The 15,385-nt window shown below is 71.2% G+C and carries 19 protein-coding genes; 5 read left to right on the top strand and 14 right to left on the bottom strand.

Annotation, left to right across the window (positions count from 1 at the left end; translation table 11 throughout):
• Positions 1 to 14 precede the first annotated feature (14 nt).
• Together E0L93_RS14625 and queG are read right to left on the bottom strand one after the other, a co-directional pair.
• Positions 15 to 791 (bottom strand): DnaJ domain-containing protein, encoded by a 777-nt coding sequence (locus E0L93_RS14625; RefSeq protein ID WP_132692817.1) that lies wholly within the window; start codon positions 789 to 791, stop codon positions 15 to 17.
• Positions 792 to 827: 36 nt separating this feature from the next.
• Entirely contained in the window at positions 828 to 1,988 is a 1,161-nt protein-coding gene (gene queG / locus E0L93_RS14620) for a tRNA epoxyqueuosine(34) reductase QueG (RefSeq protein WP_132692816.1), read from the bottom strand.
• Positions 1,989 to 2,129: 141 nt separating this feature from the next.
• On the opposite strand from queG, the gene E0L93_RS14615 reads away from it, so the two are divergent.
• On the top strand, positions 2,130 to 2,633 hold the full coding sequence (locus E0L93_RS14615) for a hypothetical protein (protein ID WP_132692815.1): 504 nt from the start codon (positions 2,130 to 2,132) through the stop codon (positions 2,631 to 2,633).
• Between the two features lie 62 nt (positions 2,634 to 2,695).
• Here E0L93_RS14615 and E0L93_RS14610 read toward each other — a convergent pair whose 3' ends face one another.
• The 3 genes from E0L93_RS14610 to E0L93_RS14600 all read right to left on the bottom strand — a co-directional run bounded on the left by E0L93_RS14610 (position 2,696) and on the right by E0L93_RS14600 (position 5,533).
• The gene (locus E0L93_RS14610) at positions 2,696 to 4,483 is read right to left on the bottom strand and encodes an MDR family MFS transporter (RefSeq protein WP_243638257.1); all 1,788 of its coding nucleotides are present in this window, start codon (positions 4,481 to 4,483) and stop codon (positions 2,696 to 2,698) included.
• Positions 4,480 to 4,932 (bottom strand): MarR family winged helix-turn-helix transcriptional regulator, encoded by a 453-nt coding sequence (locus E0L93_RS14605; protein ID WP_132692814.1) that lies wholly within the window; start codon positions 4,930 to 4,932, stop codon positions 4,480 to 4,482. The genes E0L93_RS14610 and E0L93_RS14605 overlap by 4 nt, the downstream gene beginning before the upstream one ends.
• A 73-nt stretch (positions 4,933 to 5,005) precedes the next feature.
• On the bottom strand, positions 5,006 to 5,533 hold the full coding sequence (locus tag E0L93_RS14600) for a methylated-DNA--[protein]-cysteine S-methyltransferase (protein WP_165874403.1): 528 nt from the start codon (positions 5,531 to 5,533) through the stop codon (positions 5,006 to 5,008).
• A 172-nt stretch (positions 5,534 to 5,705) separates the two neighbouring features.
• Here E0L93_RS14600 and E0L93_RS14595 point away from each other — a divergent pair, with 172 nt between their 5' ends.
• Together E0L93_RS14595 and E0L93_RS14590 are read left to right on the top strand one after the other, a co-directional pair.
• Positions 5,706 to 6,260: a hypothetical protein gene (locus E0L93_RS14595; protein ID WP_165874402.1), complete on the top strand. Its 555-nt coding sequence runs from the start codon at positions 5,706 to 5,708 to the stop codon at positions 6,258 to 6,260.
• 93 nt (positions 6,261 to 6,353) lie between these two features.
• Positions 6,354 to 7,052: a hypothetical protein gene (locus E0L93_RS14590; RefSeq protein WP_132692811.1), complete on the top strand. Its 699-nt coding sequence runs from the start codon at positions 6,354 to 6,356 to the stop codon at positions 7,050 to 7,052.
• A gap of 4 nt (positions 7,053 to 7,056) precedes the next feature.
• On the opposite strand, the gene E0L93_RS14585 is transcribed toward E0L93_RS14590, so the two are convergent.
• Positions 7,057 to 7,539: a hypothetical protein gene (locus E0L93_RS14585; RefSeq protein ID WP_132692810.1), complete on the bottom strand. Its 483-nt coding sequence runs from the start codon at positions 7,537 to 7,539 to the stop codon at positions 7,057 to 7,059.
• A gap of 43 nt (positions 7,540 to 7,582) precedes the next feature.
• A complete protein-coding gene (locus tag E0L93_RS14580) occupies positions 7,583 to 7,828 on the bottom strand; it encodes a hypothetical protein (protein WP_132692809.1) in 246 nt (81 codons plus the stop codon).
• A 110-nt stretch (positions 7,829 to 7,938) separates the two neighbouring features.
• On the opposite strand from E0L93_RS14580, the gene E0L93_RS14575 reads away from it, so the two are divergent.
• On the top strand, positions 7,939 to 8,769 hold the full coding sequence (locus tag E0L93_RS14575; RefSeq protein WP_132692808.1) for a DUF4097 family beta strand repeat-containing protein: 831 nt from the start codon (positions 7,939 to 7,941) through the stop codon (positions 8,767 to 8,769).
• Positions 8,769 to 9,350 carry a YIP1 family protein gene (locus E0L93_RS14570; protein WP_165874401.1) on the top strand — a complete coding sequence of 194 codons (582 nt, stop codon included), beginning with the start codon at positions 8,769 to 8,771 and terminating at the stop codon, positions 9,348 to 9,350. The genes E0L93_RS14575 and E0L93_RS14570 overlap by 1 nt, the downstream gene beginning before the upstream one ends.
• A 178-nt stretch (positions 9,351 to 9,528) precedes the next feature.
• Here E0L93_RS14570 and E0L93_RS14565 read toward each other — a convergent pair whose 3' ends face one another.
• From E0L93_RS14565 to E0L93_RS14535, 7 genes are read right to left on the bottom strand one after another with little or no spacing between them, the layout of a single operon-like run.
• A complete protein-coding gene (locus E0L93_RS14565) occupies positions 9,529 to 10,191 on the bottom strand; it encodes a histidine phosphatase family protein (RefSeq protein ID WP_132692806.1) in 663 nt (220 codons plus the stop codon).
• Positions 10,191 to 10,928 (bottom strand): adenosylcobinamide-GDP ribazoletransferase, encoded by a 738-nt coding sequence (cobS, locus tag E0L93_RS14560; RefSeq protein WP_165874400.1) that lies wholly within the window; start codon positions 10,926 to 10,928, stop codon positions 10,191 to 10,193. Before cobS ends, E0L93_RS14565 begins: the two co-directional genes overlap by 1 nt.
• Position 10,929: 1 nt before the next feature.
• Entirely contained in the window at positions 10,930 to 11,448 is a 519-nt protein-coding gene (gene cobU / locus E0L93_RS14555) for a bifunctional adenosylcobinamide kinase/adenosylcobinamide-phosphate guanylyltransferase (RefSeq protein WP_132692804.1), read from the bottom strand.
• Positions 11,445 to 12,515: a threonine-phosphate decarboxylase CobD gene (cobD, locus tag E0L93_RS14550; RefSeq protein WP_165874399.1), complete on the bottom strand. Its 1,071-nt coding sequence runs from the start codon at positions 12,513 to 12,515 to the stop codon at positions 11,445 to 11,447. Before cobD ends, cobU begins: the two co-directional genes overlap by 4 nt.
• On the bottom strand, positions 12,508 to 13,425 hold the full coding sequence (gene cbiB, locus E0L93_RS14545) for an adenosylcobinamide-phosphate synthase CbiB (RefSeq protein WP_132692802.1): 918 nt from the start codon (positions 13,423 to 13,425) through the stop codon (positions 12,508 to 12,510). Before cbiB ends, cobD begins: the two co-directional genes overlap by 8 nt.
• Positions 13,422 to 14,486 (bottom strand): nicotinate-nucleotide--dimethylbenzimidazole phosphoribosyltransferase, encoded by a 1,065-nt coding sequence (cobT, locus tag E0L93_RS14540; RefSeq protein WP_207890536.1) that lies wholly within the window; start codon positions 14,484 to 14,486, stop codon positions 13,422 to 13,424. Before cobT ends, cbiB begins: the two co-directional genes overlap by 4 nt.
• A gap of 9 nt (positions 14,487 to 14,495) precedes the next feature.
• The gene (locus E0L93_RS14535; RefSeq protein ID WP_132692801.1) at positions 14,496 to 15,380 is read right to left on the bottom strand and encodes a sirohydrochlorin chelatase; all 885 of its coding nucleotides are present in this window, start codon (positions 15,378 to 15,380) and stop codon (positions 14,496 to 14,498) included.
• Positions 15,381 to 15,385 lie beyond the last annotated feature (5 nt).

Here is a 15,385-nt window from a genome sequence, read left to right as displayed (position 1 = left end):
TCCTCAAGAGCGGCTCACCGGCGGCGGCGGTTGCCGAGGTAGATCAGGACCAGGACGAGGACGATGCCGAGCGTGACGTACTGGAGCAGACCCTCCGGGCCGCCGGAGCCGCTGACGACCAGCCCCGCCACGAACGTCAGGCCGACGGCCGCATACCCGGCCGAGCGGTAGGCAAAGTACGCCGCTACGAGCCCGGCCACCAGGTAGAGGACGGGCATGAAGGGCGTGAGGTTCAGGACCCAGGGCTGCAGGAAGCCCGGCGTGTCCACGCCCTGAGTCCACCACCCGAGCTGGCCGACCAGTATGAAGCCGAAGAACGCCGCCAGGAAGGTCACCGCGGCGCTCTTGAGCGTGATCGGCTCGGGGTCGAACTCGGAGAGTTCGTGCCACCGGGGCTCCTCACGTCTCCGCCGCCTCCCCTGCCGGATGTCTTCCGGTTCGGAGCGGCGGAACTTCTCCCGCAGGCGCTCGCCGAGGCTCGGACCCCTCTCCTCCCTCTCCGCGCGCTTGGCGGCGAGCTCGTCCTCCAGCTTGCTGAACTCCGCCTCCAGGTCGGAGAGCTGGTCGGCGGCGTAGGCCAGATCTAAAGCCTCGTTGTGCTGCTCCCGCCGGTTGGGGTCGGAGAGGACCTCGTACGCTTCCTGAATGCGGGAGAACTCGGCCTCACTGCCGCCCGGGCTGTCCGGGTGCTTGTCCTTGGCGAGCCGCCGGTAGGCGGCCTTTATCTCGTCCTGCGAGGCGTCGCGGGAGACTCCGAGGACCTCGTAGTAGTTGACCCGTTCGCCGTTCATTGCAGGTCATTTTAACCCACGAAGGCCTCTCCGACTTCAGGGAGATCGGGGCGCCGACTTCTTCGCGCAGGAGGTCTCCGCTGCGCGGATCTCCTCCCGGCAGCGGGGGTCGCCTTCCGCCTCTGCCGCCCGCCGGAGCGCGGCTCCGGCCGCCGCGCCCCCGATCTCACCCAGCGCCCACGCCGCGTGAGCGCGCACCACTGGAGACTCGTCTTCGGTCAGGCACCGGATGAGAGCCGGGACCGCAGCTTCGAGCCTCAGGTTCCCGGCGACCACGCAGCAGTTGCGCACCAGCCCGGCGCGGCCGGGGCGGGTGAGCGGCGTGCCGGCGAAGTGCCGCTCGAACGCTTCTTCGTCCCGGATCTCCAGCACCTCCAGGAGGTCCAGGTACTCTCCGGCGCCGGCCTCGGCGGAGAACTCCGGCCAGCGGCTCTTCTGCGCCTTGCGCTTGTTGTACGGGCAGACCTCCTGGCAGACGTCGCAGCCGAAGGCCCAGTCCCCGACGAGCGGCCGCAGCTTGCGTGGGATCTCGCCCCGGTTCTCGATGGTGAGGTAGGAGATGCAGAGCCGGGCGTCCACCACGCCGGGGGCCTTTATGGCGCCGGTCGGGCAGGCGCTCATACAGCGGGTGCAGCGCCCGCAGGTCCCGCTGCCGGGCTCGTCCGGCTCCAGCTCCAGGTCTACTATCAGGTCCGCTATGAAGAAGTAGGAGCCGATCTCGCCGTTGATCAGGCACGAGTTGCGCCCGAAGAAGCCCAGGCCCGCGCGCTGGGCCGCCGAGCGCTCCAAAAGCGGTACGGCGTCGGTGAAGGCGCGGGCCTTTATCTTCACCCCCAGCTCTTCTTCCAGCTCCCGCCGCAGCCGGAACAGCCGCTCTTTGATGACCTCGTGGTAGTCCCGGCCCCAGGCGTAGCGGGCGACCCGCCCGCCGCTCCCGGGGTTCTCCGGGTGCTCTCCGGGGTAGTAGGAGACGCCCAAAGAGATTACGCTTCGCGCGCTCTTCTGAAGCTTGCGCGGGTCCGAAAGCAGCTCCACCGGACGGTTCATGTACGCCATCTCCCCGGCCATCCCGGCCGCCTGCCACTCGCGCAGGCGCTCGCCGCCGGCCTCCAGCGGCTCCGCCCGCGACACTCCCACGAGGTCGAAGCCGAGCGCCCGGGCCTTCTCCGCGATGATCTCCTTTGCGCTCCCGCTCATGGGACTGAGTGTATATCCTTGATGCCGCTTCTGACGTTGACCGGATCGGCTGCCCAGAAGATGGTTCCCCGGCGGCTGATAGCCTCTGCCATCGGAGCGCCGGCGGGATGTTACACTCCCCGGGCAGGAGGTGTATCCGGGGTGCGAGGCCTGTCTTACAAAGACCGGCGGGAGCTCTATGGCCTCGCCATACTGGCCGGGGTTCTGGCCCTGGTCGGGCTTGCGGCGAAGACCGGATCTGCGCGGGCCGGGGAGGTCTTTCAGTACGGGGTCGGGTTTCTGGGCGGCTACGCGCTGGTCTTCCTGCTCACCCTCTCGAAACGGTGGGGCCGCCGGGTGGCCGCTCTGCTCGCCCTGATCTTTCTCGCCTACCTCGCCTCCCGGCCATCTCTGGAGGTCTCCGGGGCCTCGCTTGCGGCAGGGACCGGCTTCGGGTTCTCCATAGCGGTGGTCAGGCGCCTCTTCCCTTCGCCGTTCGAGCCGCGTTCCCCGGAGGAGGCCCGCCGCCGGGGCAGAGAGGCTCTCCGTAACTGGCTGGTCGTGGGTAGCCTGTGGCTGGGGCTGGCCGTCCTGGTCCTGACCCTGTTCGGCGTCCTGGTCCTCTTCGTCTACGCCGTCGGGACGTTCGCGGAAAGGGGATGGTAACCGCGCCGGCTTCGACTGCCGGGACCGGATCGCTCCCCCTTGAGGGACGTCGAGAAGAGGGATCAGGCACGTCCGTCGACCCTGGAACGCTCCGGCCGGCGATCCGGGTCTCTCGCGTGCGTTGCGGTCAGCAGAAGCTGCGCCGCCAGGGGCCGGATCACCTCCCGCGCCGCCCGCCTTGCGCGCTCCCGGCCGGACTCACGCGGTTCTCCCGGCACCAGCCGGGCAGCGGCCTCCAGCGCCTCCGGCACGTCGCCGTTGGCGTGCTCCACCTCGTCCGCCAGTTGTGTCAGCCAGACCCCGGCCGCCAGCAGGCGCCGTGCCGCCTCCCGTTTCTCGGCCTCGGCGGCGAACGAGGTGAGCCTGAGCGGCAGCTCCTTGATGAACAGCGTGGCCGCGAAAGCCAGCAGGGCCAGCGGGATGCCGGCGAGGAAGACCGGCTGCATCGCGGCGGCCAGCCCCTCCCGGATACCGGCCTCGACGGCGGGGGAGAGGCCGGTAAGTGTCTCCGGGTCCAGTACCGCTCCCACTCCGCCGCCGTTGGCAAGCTGCGCAGGGGCGGCCCCTTCCGGCAGGTATCTCGGCATCTCGCGCGCCATCCCGCCGGTCATTATGGTGCCGAAGAGCGAGATGCCGAGCGTCGCTCCCGCCGAGCGGGAGAACTGGGTGGTCGCGGTCGCCACGCCCAGATCCTCCCGCGAGGTGGCGTTCTGCACGATGAGCGTGTAGGTCTGGATGACGGCCCCGAGCCCGATCCCTATGACCGCCATCGCCAGCGTGAGGTCGAGCTGTGTGGAGCCCGGGCCGAGCCGGGCGAGCAGAATGTAGCCGAGCGCCACGGCGAGCGTCCCGGCCAGTACGAAGGCTTTGTAGCGCCCGGTGCGGGTGATGAGCCGCCCCACCAGGATGCTGACGAGGATCATGGAGAGCATTAGCGGCACGATGACCGCCCCGGAGCCGGTGACGCTCATCCCGATCACGCCCTGCGCGAAGACCGGGATGTAGATCGTGGCTCCGAAGAACGTCATGATGATCGTCATGCTGGCGAGATTGGAGAGCGTGAAGACGGGGTTTCTCCAAAGGCGGGGCGGTATGACGGGGTCCGGAGCCCGCGTTTCGTTGACGGCGAAGGCCGCCAGAGCGAGAATCCCGGCCGCGTACAACCCGAGTATCTGCCACGAGCCCCACGGGTAGACCGTCCCGCCCCAGGAGGTGGCTAGCAGCACGGCCGTGAGCCCGAGGCCCAGCGTGACGAACCCGATGTAGTCTATCTTGTGCCGCCGAACGAGCTGCGGCGGGTGGAGGTACATCGCGATGAACGCCAGAGCCGCTATCCCGATGGGCAGGTTCACATAGAAGAGCCATCGCCAGCTCGCATTGTCCGTTATCAGGCCTCCGGCGAGCGGCCCCGTTACCGAAGCGAGCCCGAAGACCGCCCCCATATACCCCATGTACCGTCCGCGCTCCCGCGGCGAGATGATGTCCCCGATTATGGTCTGGGAGAGCGGCATGATCGTCCCCATCCCCATACCCTGTACCACCCGGGCCGCCACCAGCCACCAGAAGTCCTGAGCCGCCCCGGCCAGAGCCGAGCCGGTTAGGAAGAGCACAAACCCCCCGATGTAGAAGCCACGCCGGCCGTACATGTCCGAGAGCTTCCCGACGATGGGTACGGTCACCGCCGAAGCGAGCAGCCCCGAAGTGGGCAGCCAGCTGTAGTGGTCCATGCCGCCCAGCTCGGCGACCATGACCGGCAGGGCGGGGGAGATGATGGTCTGGCTGCTCGCGGCGACGAGCATCCCCGCCATCAGCGCGATGAATATGACGTTCTCCCGGCGCAAGCCGGTCACCTCTTCATCGCCTCCGCCAGCGCCTCCAGCATCCGCTTGAGCTCCGCCTGCTCAGCCTCGCCGAGCGCCTCCCGAATGCGCCGGTGGATGCCCTCCCGAAAGGCGGGAAGCCTCTCGAGATGCTCCCGACCCTTGTCCGTCAGGTACATGCGCACCACCCGGTTGTCCGCCTCGCACCGGTCGCGCCGGATGAAACCGTCGCTCTCCAGCGCCTGACCGATCCGGGTGACCCGCGAAGGATCCAGCTCAAAGAGCTGCGATACCTCGCCCTGACTCAGCCCGTCTTCCCGCTCCAGTACCGCCAGAATGAACCACTTGGGCGCCGAAAAACCCGACTCCCGCTCAAAGAGCCGCAGAAAGCGCCGGGTCGCCAGCCCCAGCGGTGCCAGCAACGGATGAAACGGACTGAAACCTTCGAACTTCTCCGCCAGCTTCTCGCCTCTCGTCATTCTCCGCTCGCAGTCTCTGAAAATACTTGCCCCAGCAAGTATACGCCCGTCGCCTGCGAGGGCAAGCGGTCTGCTAGAGCCTCACGCCCTCGAGGGCGAGGAGGTGGAGTTTAAGCTTGAGTCCTTCTGCGGGTGGCAGGGAGCGGACGGCGTAGCTGCCTGGGGTTCCGTCGCTCCGGATGACGCGGTGACACGGGATGATGAGCGGCACCGGGTTGGTGGCGACGGCGTTACCGGCGGCGCGGGCGGCGCGGGGATGGCCGGCGCGGTAGGCCAGCTCGCCGTAAGATACGACCTCTCCGAAGCGGGTCTTGTAGAGGGTGAGCAGGATATCGCGCCGGAACCCGCCGATGCCGGAGAGGTCTGGCGGGGCGTCGAGGCTGGGGCGCTCGCCGGTGAGGTACTCTGTGAGCTCGCGCTCCAGGGCCTGCAGGCGCTCCGGGGTGTGTTCGGGCCGCAGTGCGCGGGCGGTCAGGGAGCGGCGAAGGTCTTCTTCGGTACGGTGGAGTTCGATGGCGCAGACTCCGGCGTCCGTCGCGGCGGCCCAGAGGGGGCCGAGCGGGGTGGAGATCCTGTGGTAGCAGGCCGTCGCGTTCGCCATGGGAGGGGATTCTAGCAGAGGGTGGTGAAAAATATTGCTGCAGGAGCCCTCCGGCGTGCTACCTTCTGTAGTGATCGGGCGCGGGGGTTTTTGCGCCCGTTGCGGGGGCTCTGTCCGGTCCGCCGCCGCAACGCTTAACAAACCGGATGGTTCATACGGAGGATGACAGGTGATGTTGTTCGGCAGGTTGCTAGGAGTCGGGCTGGTGTACGGGGTGGCCTTCACGGTCATAAAGTCCTTCTTCCCGTTCCCGCTGGTCATGCTGTTCACGGTGCAGGGGGAGCACCCGGAGGGTGATCTGGGACTGCTGGCCACGGTGTATCTGGCTTCGGGGTTGCTGGCCGGTCTCGTCGGGGGGCCTCTCTACGGGCTTCTGCTGCTGTGGCGGGGCGGTAACACCCGGTACGCCGTCTCCTCGGCGCGCCGGCTGCCGCTCAGCCTCGGGCTGGGGATCTTCATAGGGGTCATCTCAACGGCGCTTACCGTCGCGGCGTACCTCACCGGGCTGCTGCCGCCCGGCGGTGTGATGGACCCGCTCAACCTCATCCGCGCCTCCATCCACGAGGGCGGGGGCATACCGCTCCTGATCGGCTGGACGCTGGCGCGGGATCTGTTGCCGGCGGGCCTTACGGGCCTCTTCCTGGCTCCCATCGGCGGGGGGCTGCTGCTCAAGCTGCGGGCGAAGGGCGGGGGCGAGACCCGGGTCTCCGGCGAGGGCGGCCTGTAGCCCGCACTGGCGCGCTGCTATATTACTCCGGTGGCTTCTTCGTCTGCCGGAGGTGCTTCGGGTATGGCTCGTCGGATCTCGACAGGGTAGGCCGTGGAGTCGGTCCACTCGGCCGCTCTGGCGGTTCTGCTACAGCTCGTGGCCCTGTACGCGCTGGGCTCCTACGCGCTCTCGCATCTGGGCGGGATGGCGTACGGGTCGTCCGGGAGGCGTCTGATCTTCTACCTCTTCGTGGCCCCCGGGGTCATCCTGCACGAGACGGCGCACTATCTGGCGTGTCTGGCCACCGGGACCCGGGTCGCCGGTTTCGCCCCGTTCAAGCCCGGTGTGCGTCCGGACGGCCGGATACAGCTCGGCTACGTGCGCCACGCCCGGCGCGGGGTACTGGTGGAGGCGTTCATCGGGCTGGCGCCGCTCCTGCTCAACTCTCTGGGCGTGTGGCTGGTGACCATGTGGCTCACGCCGGTGAACCCGTCCGAGCTGGTGGGTCTGGGGGCGGGGGAGATGCTGGAGCGGCTGCGGCAGGCCTTCGAGCAGCCGCTGCTGGGAGCTCTGTGGCTGTATGTAGCGGGGTCGTTCGCCCTGGGTGCGGTCCCGAGCCAAGAGGACCTCGTGGGCGCTCCGGCGGCCCTGATCGCCGGCGGGGCGCTGGTGCTGAGTGCCGGCGCTCTCTCGCCACAGCCGGCGCTGGAGGCGGCCCGGCTCGCGCTCTCCGGAGCCTTCGCCCTGCTGCTGCTCCCGACGCTGCTCGCCGGAGTGCTGGCGATCCTGGCGGCCGTGGCGGGAGATTAGACTTCTACTTGCGTGCGAAGAGCAGCGGCAGCCCGCCCAGGATGAGGAGCACCGGCCAGAACGAGGCAACCGCCGGGTTCAGCAGCCCCTGCTCCACCAGCAGGTAGAAGGTCCCCAGCGGGGTGAGCACCAGCCCCAGCGCCAGCGCCGAGGCGCCGGTGGAGCGGTCCACGCCGTAACGGGCCAGGAACGCCAGGCCCGCTACGAAGAAGACGGCCGGCAGAAGATCCCCCACGCCCGCTCCGTAGCCGCGAAGGGTGTGCAGGAGCAGCACGGCTCCGAGGCCGGTCAGGGCGAGGCCGAAGAAGATCTCCTCCGGACCGCCCCGCCGGGAGAAGTAGGCCCAGAGCGAGATGATGCCGGCCAGCAGGATGGGAGCGGGCCAGTAGGCCCCTATGGGAGGAAGCCCGAGAACCCCGAAGCCGGGGAGGAGCAGGTAGATCCCGGCTGCTACCAGGACGATCCCGCTTGCAACCAGCGCCCGCATGATGGCGGATTATATAGGAGAACGCCCCCGGCGGACGAGGCCGCTAGAGGATGCTTACCAGAGGCCGGATACGGCACTCGGGGAGCGTGTAGCTCTCCCGCTTGCGGAAGGACTCCACCATGTACTCGATGCAGTTGGCCCGGCAGTCCACCTCCCCGCAGGGGATCTCCACGGTCCCCAGATCCTCTACTATGCGCACCACCGGGTCCACGTTGTTGCCCGGCTCGGCATCCTTGCGCCGGACGTAGTCTCCCTCCCGGAGCTCCCTCTCGTACCGGAATATCGTCATGTATGTGATTTTACCCGCATTCTCCCCGAGTTGCATCAATAATTCTTCCTGATTTTCTGCCCCGGCGGGGCTCCCTTATCCCGGATTCTCCGCCCCGGTAGAATTACCCCATGCGGGATGAGCGCGAAAGGGAGCGGCGGGAGGAGGGCGGGGAGGGACGCGGGCGGCGGACCCTGATCCTGGCCGCCGTCCTTGCGGCGCTCATCGGGCTGGCGGCGGCAGGCCTCTACCTCTGGCGCTCCTACGACACGCGGGCCGGAGGCACGAGCGAGTACGGCGAATCGGTCAACACCGGTGAAGAGCCGGCCGTGACCGTCCGGGGCGGCGTGGGGCGCGTGATCGTGGAGGGGCGGGAGGGACTTGAGGCGGTGGAGATTACGGCCCGCCGGCACGCCCGCGGCCCGGATGAGGCCGCCGCGGAGCAGCGGGCGGCCGGCATCCCGATAGACATCGAGCGCGAGGGCGACACGCTCTACATTGAGAGCGGCGGCGGCCGCAACACTGCCGTAGATTACGAGCTGGCCGTGCCCGCCGGGAGCTCGGTGACGGTGGAGACGGGCTCGGGGGCGGTGGAGGTCCGCGGCGTGCTCGGGGACGTGACGGCGGGCACCGGAGCCGGCGACGTCACCGTCGCCGGATCGCGGGGCTCGGTAACGGTGGAGACCTCCGCCGGCGACGCTACGGTAGAGAACGTGACAACCGAGACCGGTCGGCTCTCCCTGCGCGCCGACGCCGGCAGCGTGGAGCTGCGGGACCTCACCCTGGGGACGCTGGACGTGCGGGTCGGTGCCGGGGACGTCGAGCTTGCGGGCCGCATCCGGGGAAGCGGCGAGATCCGGATCGAGCGCGGCAACGTGATCGTGGGCGTACCCGAGGAGGACACGGCGAGCCTGAGCTTCGAGGTCTGGCTCGGAGAGGTGATGCGGGAGGGGGAGGAGTAGTGGGACGCCGGGTGGCAGGCTACCGCTCGCCGGAGGGCTTCCGGGAGGCGCTCGGGGGCGTGTGGCTCAGGCCGCGGCGCTTCTTCCGGGGTCTGGACCCCGAGGGCGGGCCGTTGCGCCCGGCACTCTTCGCCGCCGGAGTGCTGTACGTCAACCTGGTGCTGAGCGCGCTGCTGGAAGCGGTGTGGGCGCGGGAGTTCAACCCCGTGCTGCTCTACGCACCGGTGGTCGGGCTCGTTGTGGCCGCGGTGCTGGGACCGGCGTTCGTGGCGGGGCTCGCGGCGCTCTCGCTCATGGTCCTCAACCCCGACAACTCTCCGACCCGCGGGTTCCTGCCCACCTTCCGGGCCTACGGCTTCGCCACGGCCATAGCGGCGGTGCTCTGGGTTCCCTACGCACCACTCGTCGCCGTCCCCTACGGGCTGTACGTGGCAACGGCCGCGATGCAGGAGACGCACCGCCTGAGCTTCGGGCGGGCAGCGGCAGCGGCGCTGATCCCGCTCGGGGCGCTCCTGCTTATTATCCTGCTGCTCACCGGCCCGGCCGACGCGTGGGAGCTGTTGAAGAACCCGCCGGGGTAGCGGGCCCGTTGCCGGAGGACCGGCACGGGTGCTAGATTCGCGGGGAAGGGGCTGCTTATGGTATGAAGGCAGGGTCCGGCTCATGGACCAGACACGCCTCCCGCAGGAGGATCGCCGAGCTGGGCGTGGTCCGTCCCGGCGAGGAGAACCTGCGCGCCTTCCTGGAGTCCGCGGCGCGCTACCAGCCCGCCGGCCCCGGGGGCGCTTCGCCGCCACCTTCGAGGTGAGCGGTGGAGCCCAGCTCCAGCAGCCGAGGGGCGGGATCTGCGAGGAGCAGGCGGGTCACGGAAGCGTTGGGCAGCCGGCGGCCACCGAGCGCCTCCGCGCCTAGCAGGTCCATCAGCAGGGTCTCCAGCAGCCCCCCGTGCGAGACGACAACGGCCGCTTCGTCCGGCCCGTGACGGCCCCGGATCTCCTCCAGGGCCTGCCGGGACCGCTCTACGACCGCCGGGGTGCTCTCGGCTCCGAGGAGCTGCCAGCGTTCCCCGTCCGGCAGGCTCCAGAACCTCCGTACCAGCTCCGGGTCGCGCGCCTCCAGCTCTGCCCAGGCAGTGCCCTGCAGGATACCTCCGTGGCGCTCGGCGAGCCCGTCCAGGAGGACCACCGCGCCCGGCGGGCGGCCCAGCTCGCCCGCTACCGCGCGGGCCGTCTGCACCGCCCGGAGCTGAGGGCTGCTGTAGATTGCGGCCACCGGCCGGGAGCGCAGCGCCCGGCCGAGTTGCGCCGCCTGCCGCCACCCCTGCCGGGAGAGCGGGAAGTCCAGCCGGCCCTGCCAGATCCCGCGCGCGTTCGCGGTGGACTCCCCGTGGCGGACGAGGATCGCCTCCACCCCGCCCTCCATCACGCGCCCCCCGCCGAAAGACCGACCAGGACCAGCGTCCGGGCCAGCTCCCCGGACGCCCCGCAGACGTCACCTCCGATGCCGCCGAAGGCCCGCCGCGCGACCGCGAGCGACAGTCCGGCCGCCGGCAGCCAGAGCAGCGCGAGAATCGGGGCCGGAGCGCCTGAGGGTATCGCCACGAGCGCCGGCAGCGCCAGCGCCAGCGCCAGCCCGGCGTGCCTCCTGCGCCGGTCCTTGAGGGCGGCCGTGAAGGGCGCGGCGGACGAGGTTCGCTCCGCCGCCTCCCCGAAGCTCAGCAGGCAGAGCATCGCCGAGCGGGCCGCCGCCTCCCCGGCGAGCAGCGCCAGAGCCGCGGAGATGGGGGAGCGCTCCACCAGACTCGCCAGCGCGGCGACGGCGGGCGCGTAGACCAGGAAGGCCGCGGCCAGCGCGCCGGCGCCGACCCGGAGATCCTTCAGCACCTCCCGCCGGCGGGCCGGGCTCCCCCGCACCATGAGGGCGTCCCCGACGTCCAGGAGACCGTCGGCGTGGTGCAGCCCGGCGGCCAGCAGCACCGCTCCGAGCGCCAGCGCGGCCGCGACCCCGGCCGGCAGGAGGTAACCGGAGAGTGCGAGCGCCGCCCCCGGCAGACCGGCCACAAGCCCGACCAGCGGCAGCAGGTGTACCGAGCGGGCGGTTTCCTCCAGCGTCGCCGCCCGGGCGGGAAAGACCGTAAAGAAAGAGAGCAAGCCCCGCACGTTACTTGATCCGGACCGGTATACCGGCCACGCAGAGGTAGACCTCGCCGGCCGCCGCGGCGGCCCGCCGGTTGGCCGCGCCCAGAAGGTCCCGGAACCTGCGGCCGGCGGCGCTCTCAGGCACCACCCCCTGGCCCACCTCGTCGGTGACCACGACGAAAGGCTCTGCGGCGGACCCGGCGCGCCGGAGGAAGCGGTCTAAGCTCTCCAGGATCTCCTCGTCGCCTGCGCCTTCGAGCATGCGCCCCGAGACCCAGAGCGTCAGGGAGTCCAGCAGCACGGCTCCCATGCCGGCCGCACGCTTCAGAACCGGGGCCAGATCCCCCCCGGCCTCCAGGGTCTCCCATCCGGCGGGCCTCCTGCGGCGGTGAGCGGCTATCCGGCGCTCCATCTCCTCGTCGCCCGCGCCCGCCGTCGCGACGTACAGCACCCGCTCCCCGCCCAGCCTGCCGGCGAGCTCCTCGCCGGCGGCGCTCTTGCCGCTCCCGGCCCCGCCGATGAAGAGCGCCCGCACGCTCACAGCTCCTCCCGGAGCGCCTGCACCAGAGCCGCGTTCTCCTCAGCCCTGCGCACCGCGACGCGGAAGTACTCCGGGCCGAGACCCATGAACGGCGCGCAGCCGCGCACCAGGACGCCCCGGCGGGCCAGGCGCTGCGGGAGCCCGGCGGGGCCCCGCACCAGCAGGAAGTTCGCCGCCCCGGCGAACGGCGCGATGCCGGGAAGCTCGCTTAAAGATTCGAAGAGCTCCCGGCGGAGGCGGGCCACCTCCCTCAGGGTGCGCGCGGCGAACTGCGCGTCGGAGATTGCGGCCGCTCCGGCCGCGGCGGCCACCGCGTTCACCGGCCAGGCAGGCTGCAGGGCCGCCAGACGCCCGGTCTCCGGGGAGACGAGGCATCCCAGCCGCAGCCCGGGCAGGGCGAAGAACTTGGTGAGGGAGCGGGCCGCGGCGAGCCCCGCGCCGGTTTCGGAGGCCACTCCGGAGCCCGGCGCGAAGTCCGCGAACGCCTCATCCACCACCAGGACGGCCCCGGCCTTGCGCACCCTCTCTGCCACCTCCAGCACCTCCTCCCGGGAGAGCGCGCCGCCGGTGGGGTTGTTGGGGTTGCAGAGGAAGACGAGCCCGACGCCGGAGAGGTCGTCCAGCGCTGCGGGGTCCAGAACGAATCGGTCCCCCTCGGGCCGCCAGGCTACCCGCCGCCGGCACTCCAGCCCCGCCGCCCGCGCCGCGGCGGCGTACTCGCTGAACGTCGGCTCCAGGATGAGCGCCGCGCCCCCGCCGGAGAGGCGGGCGGCCAGAAAGAGGGCCTCAGCACCCCCGTTGGTCGGCAGCACGCGCCCGGGCGGAACCCCCAGGTATCCCGCCAGCGCCTCCCGCAGCTCCGGGTAGCCGGGGTCCGGGTACTGCCGGGTCTCCTCTTCCAGGGCGGCGCGCGCGGCGCGCAGTGCGACCGGAGGAGTCCCCAGAGGATTGATGTTCGCGCTGAAGTCCAGGAAGTATCCGGGATCGGTGCCCAGCCGGCGGGCGGCGAGGCCCCGGTGAGCGCCGTGGTGGCGGCCGCCGGCGTGATCCGCCCAGCCCTCAACCACGCCGCAGAGCCTCCGCGAGGACGGCGGCAAGCGCCGCGAGCAGGCAGGTCCGGCGCATGAGGCGCACGGCCCGCCGGATGTCCCGGGCCTCCGGTGGGCGGCCGTCGCCCAGGAACCTACCCTCGTTCGGTACGCCCCAGTAGTAGTTGCGGCCCCCGAGCCTGATCCCCAGCGCCCCGGCGAAGGCCGCTTCGACCCGCCCGGCGTTGGGGCTGGAGTGCAGGGGACCGTAGCGCCGCGCCGCAGCCAGCACGGGGCCGGGTCTGCCGGAGGCCGCCGCGGCGGCGAGCACCGTGAGCCGGGCCGGCAGGAGGTTTGCGAGGTCGTCCAGCCGGGCGGAGGCCCAGCCGAGCTCGCCGTAGGGCGGGCGGGTGTATCCCAGCATGGAGTCCAGCGTGTTCGCTGCCCGGTACGCCAGAGCCCCGGGCGCACCGAAGAGGCACGCGTAGAATACCGGAGCCACGACACCGTCGCTGGTGTTCTCCGCCACCGACTCGACGGCGGCCCGGGCGACCTCCCCTCCGGAGAGGTGGTGGGTGTCGCGGCCCACCATCTCTCCCGCCAGGTTCCGCGCCTTCTCAAGGTCTCCCCGCTCCAGCGCGCGCTCCACGGCGAGCGCCGCCTCCCCGAGCCCGCGCGGACAGAGCGTGGTGGAGATCAGGGCCCACTCCAGCACCCCCCGCAGCGCCGGCGGCATGCACCGCAGGACCGCCAGCGCCAGAAGCGAGCTCGTGGCCGGGACCGCCGCGGCGATGAAGACCCCGGCCATCCTGCGCCCGAGGGGCGAGCGCAGCTTCAGCGCCCGCTCCTCCAGAAGCGAGATCCCCCACCCCATCCACACGGTGGGATGCAGGCGGGCAGGAGGCTCCCCGAAGAGCGCATCTATAACGAGCGCCGCCGCTGCCCTCATCCTTCCGCGATCCCCGCCGACTCGAAGGTGTCCATCCGCGCGAGCACCGCGGCGGCCGCCCGCACGAGCGGCGCGGCGAGCAGCCCCCCGGTCCCCTCCCCGAGCCGCATCCCGAGGTCGAGCAGGGGTTCGAGCCCCAGATGCTTGAGGGCCGCGCCCGCGCCCGGCTCGGCCGAAAGATGCCCGGCCACCATGTACCCCGCACACTCCGGCGCGAGATACCGGGCCACGAGCGCGGCCGCGTTCGCGGCGATGCCGTCCAGGATCACGGGCACCCGGCGCGCGGCGCCTTCCAGGATGACGCCCGCGAGCGCCGCGTGCTCCAGTCCCCCCAGCGCCGCCGCCACGCCCAAAGCGTCGGCCGTCTCCGGCCCGTGCAGCTCCAGCGCCTGCTCTATAACCCTGACCTTCAGCCTAAATGTATCGTCGTCTATGCCGGTCCCGCGTCCGGTGACCTCTCGCGCCGGCCGGCCGGTGAAGGCCGCGACGAGCGCGGCCGCCGGGGTGGTGTTCCCGATGCCCATGTCCCCGGTGACGAGCAGGTCCGCCCCGCTCTCCACGAGCTCTCCGGCGATGCCGGCTCCGGAGATTACGGCCCGGGCGGCCTCTTCCCGGCTCATCGCCGCCTCCCGGCTGATGTCCCGCGTCCCCGGGCGCACCTTCGCGCTCCGCAGGCGGGGGTGGGGCTGCAGGGGAGAGGCCACCCCCACGTCCAGCACGCTGACCCGGGCCCCGACCGCCTCGGCGATGGCGTTGACCGCCGCCCCGCCGGAGCAGAAGCCGGCGACCATCGCGGCCGTCACCTCCTGCGGCCAGGGGGAGACGCCCCGCGCCAGCACGCCGTGATCCCCGGCCGCTACGACCACCGCCGGATGCTCCGGCACCGGCGGCGGGCACTCCCCGGCCATCGCTGCGAGCCGCGCGCCCAGCTCCTCCAGCGCGCCCAGGCTGCCCGGGGGTTTGATCAGCCGCCGGTGCCGCTCGCGCGCCGCTCCGGCCGCGGCCCCGTCCGGAGGACGCACCGCGCGCGCAAGCTCTCTAACTCTCTCCTCCAGCCTCAACCTTCTCTCCTAGTGATGGTGATGGTGCCCCGGCTCGTCCGGGTGGTAGTGCGGGGTGGCGGGCGCTCCCACCTTCTCCTCGAAGCCCGGCAGCGCCACCCGGTGCACGCAGACATCGCAGTTCATCCGGATGTCGCCCTCGACCGCCTCCCGGTAGCGCTCCAGGACCAGATCTGCGACCGGCCCGGAGGCCCCCAGGTACCCTGCATAATGGACTTCTACTTCAGGGTGAGTGTGGGCGAACTCCCGGCTCTGATCCCGGATGCGCTCCTCCAGGACGCCGGTGAAGAGGAAGTAGGAGAAGACCGCCACGCGGCGGGCGCCGAGCCGGCGGCAGCGCTCCAGCCCTTCGGGGACGTTCGGGGGCGCGAGGCTGACGTAGGCGCTCTCCACGATCGGGTAGGGCCGGCCTTCGTAGAAGAGGCGCGCGATCTTGGCCAGGTCGGAGTTGGCGTCGGGGTCCGAGGAGCCGCGGCCCACGACGAGCACCGCCGTCTCATCTCTCTGTTCCGCCGGGACGGTGGCCGAGATCCTCTCGTCCATCAGCGCGAGCAGCTCGGGGCGGACGCCGAGCGCCCGGCCGTAGCGGAACCTGAGGCCGGGGTGCCTGAGCCCCTCGCGCACCAGCGTTGCGGGGATGTCGTTCTTGGCGTGGCCGGCGGCGAGCAGCATGAGGGGGACGGCCGCGATCTCCCGCGCTCCCCGGTCTGCCAGGCGGTTTACGGCCTCGGAGATGGGCGGCGGGGACAGCTCGATAAACCCGCCCTCGACGGCTAGGTCCGGGGCCCGGGCCCGCACCAGCTCTAGGAGCGCGTGAAACTCGCGGGCTCCCCGGGGGTCCCGGCTGCCGTGGCCGGCCAGCAGGAGGGCGGGGCGTCCGTTCTCCTGGCTCATGCGTC

It is taken from the genome of Rubrobacter taiwanensis, from assembly GCF_004337705.1.
GTDB classification, from domain to species: Bacteria; Actinomycetota; Rubrobacteria; order Rubrobacterales; family Rubrobacteraceae; genus Rubrobacter_C; species Rubrobacter_C taiwanensis.
This window is presented reverse-complemented; position numbering and strand designations above follow the sequence as displayed.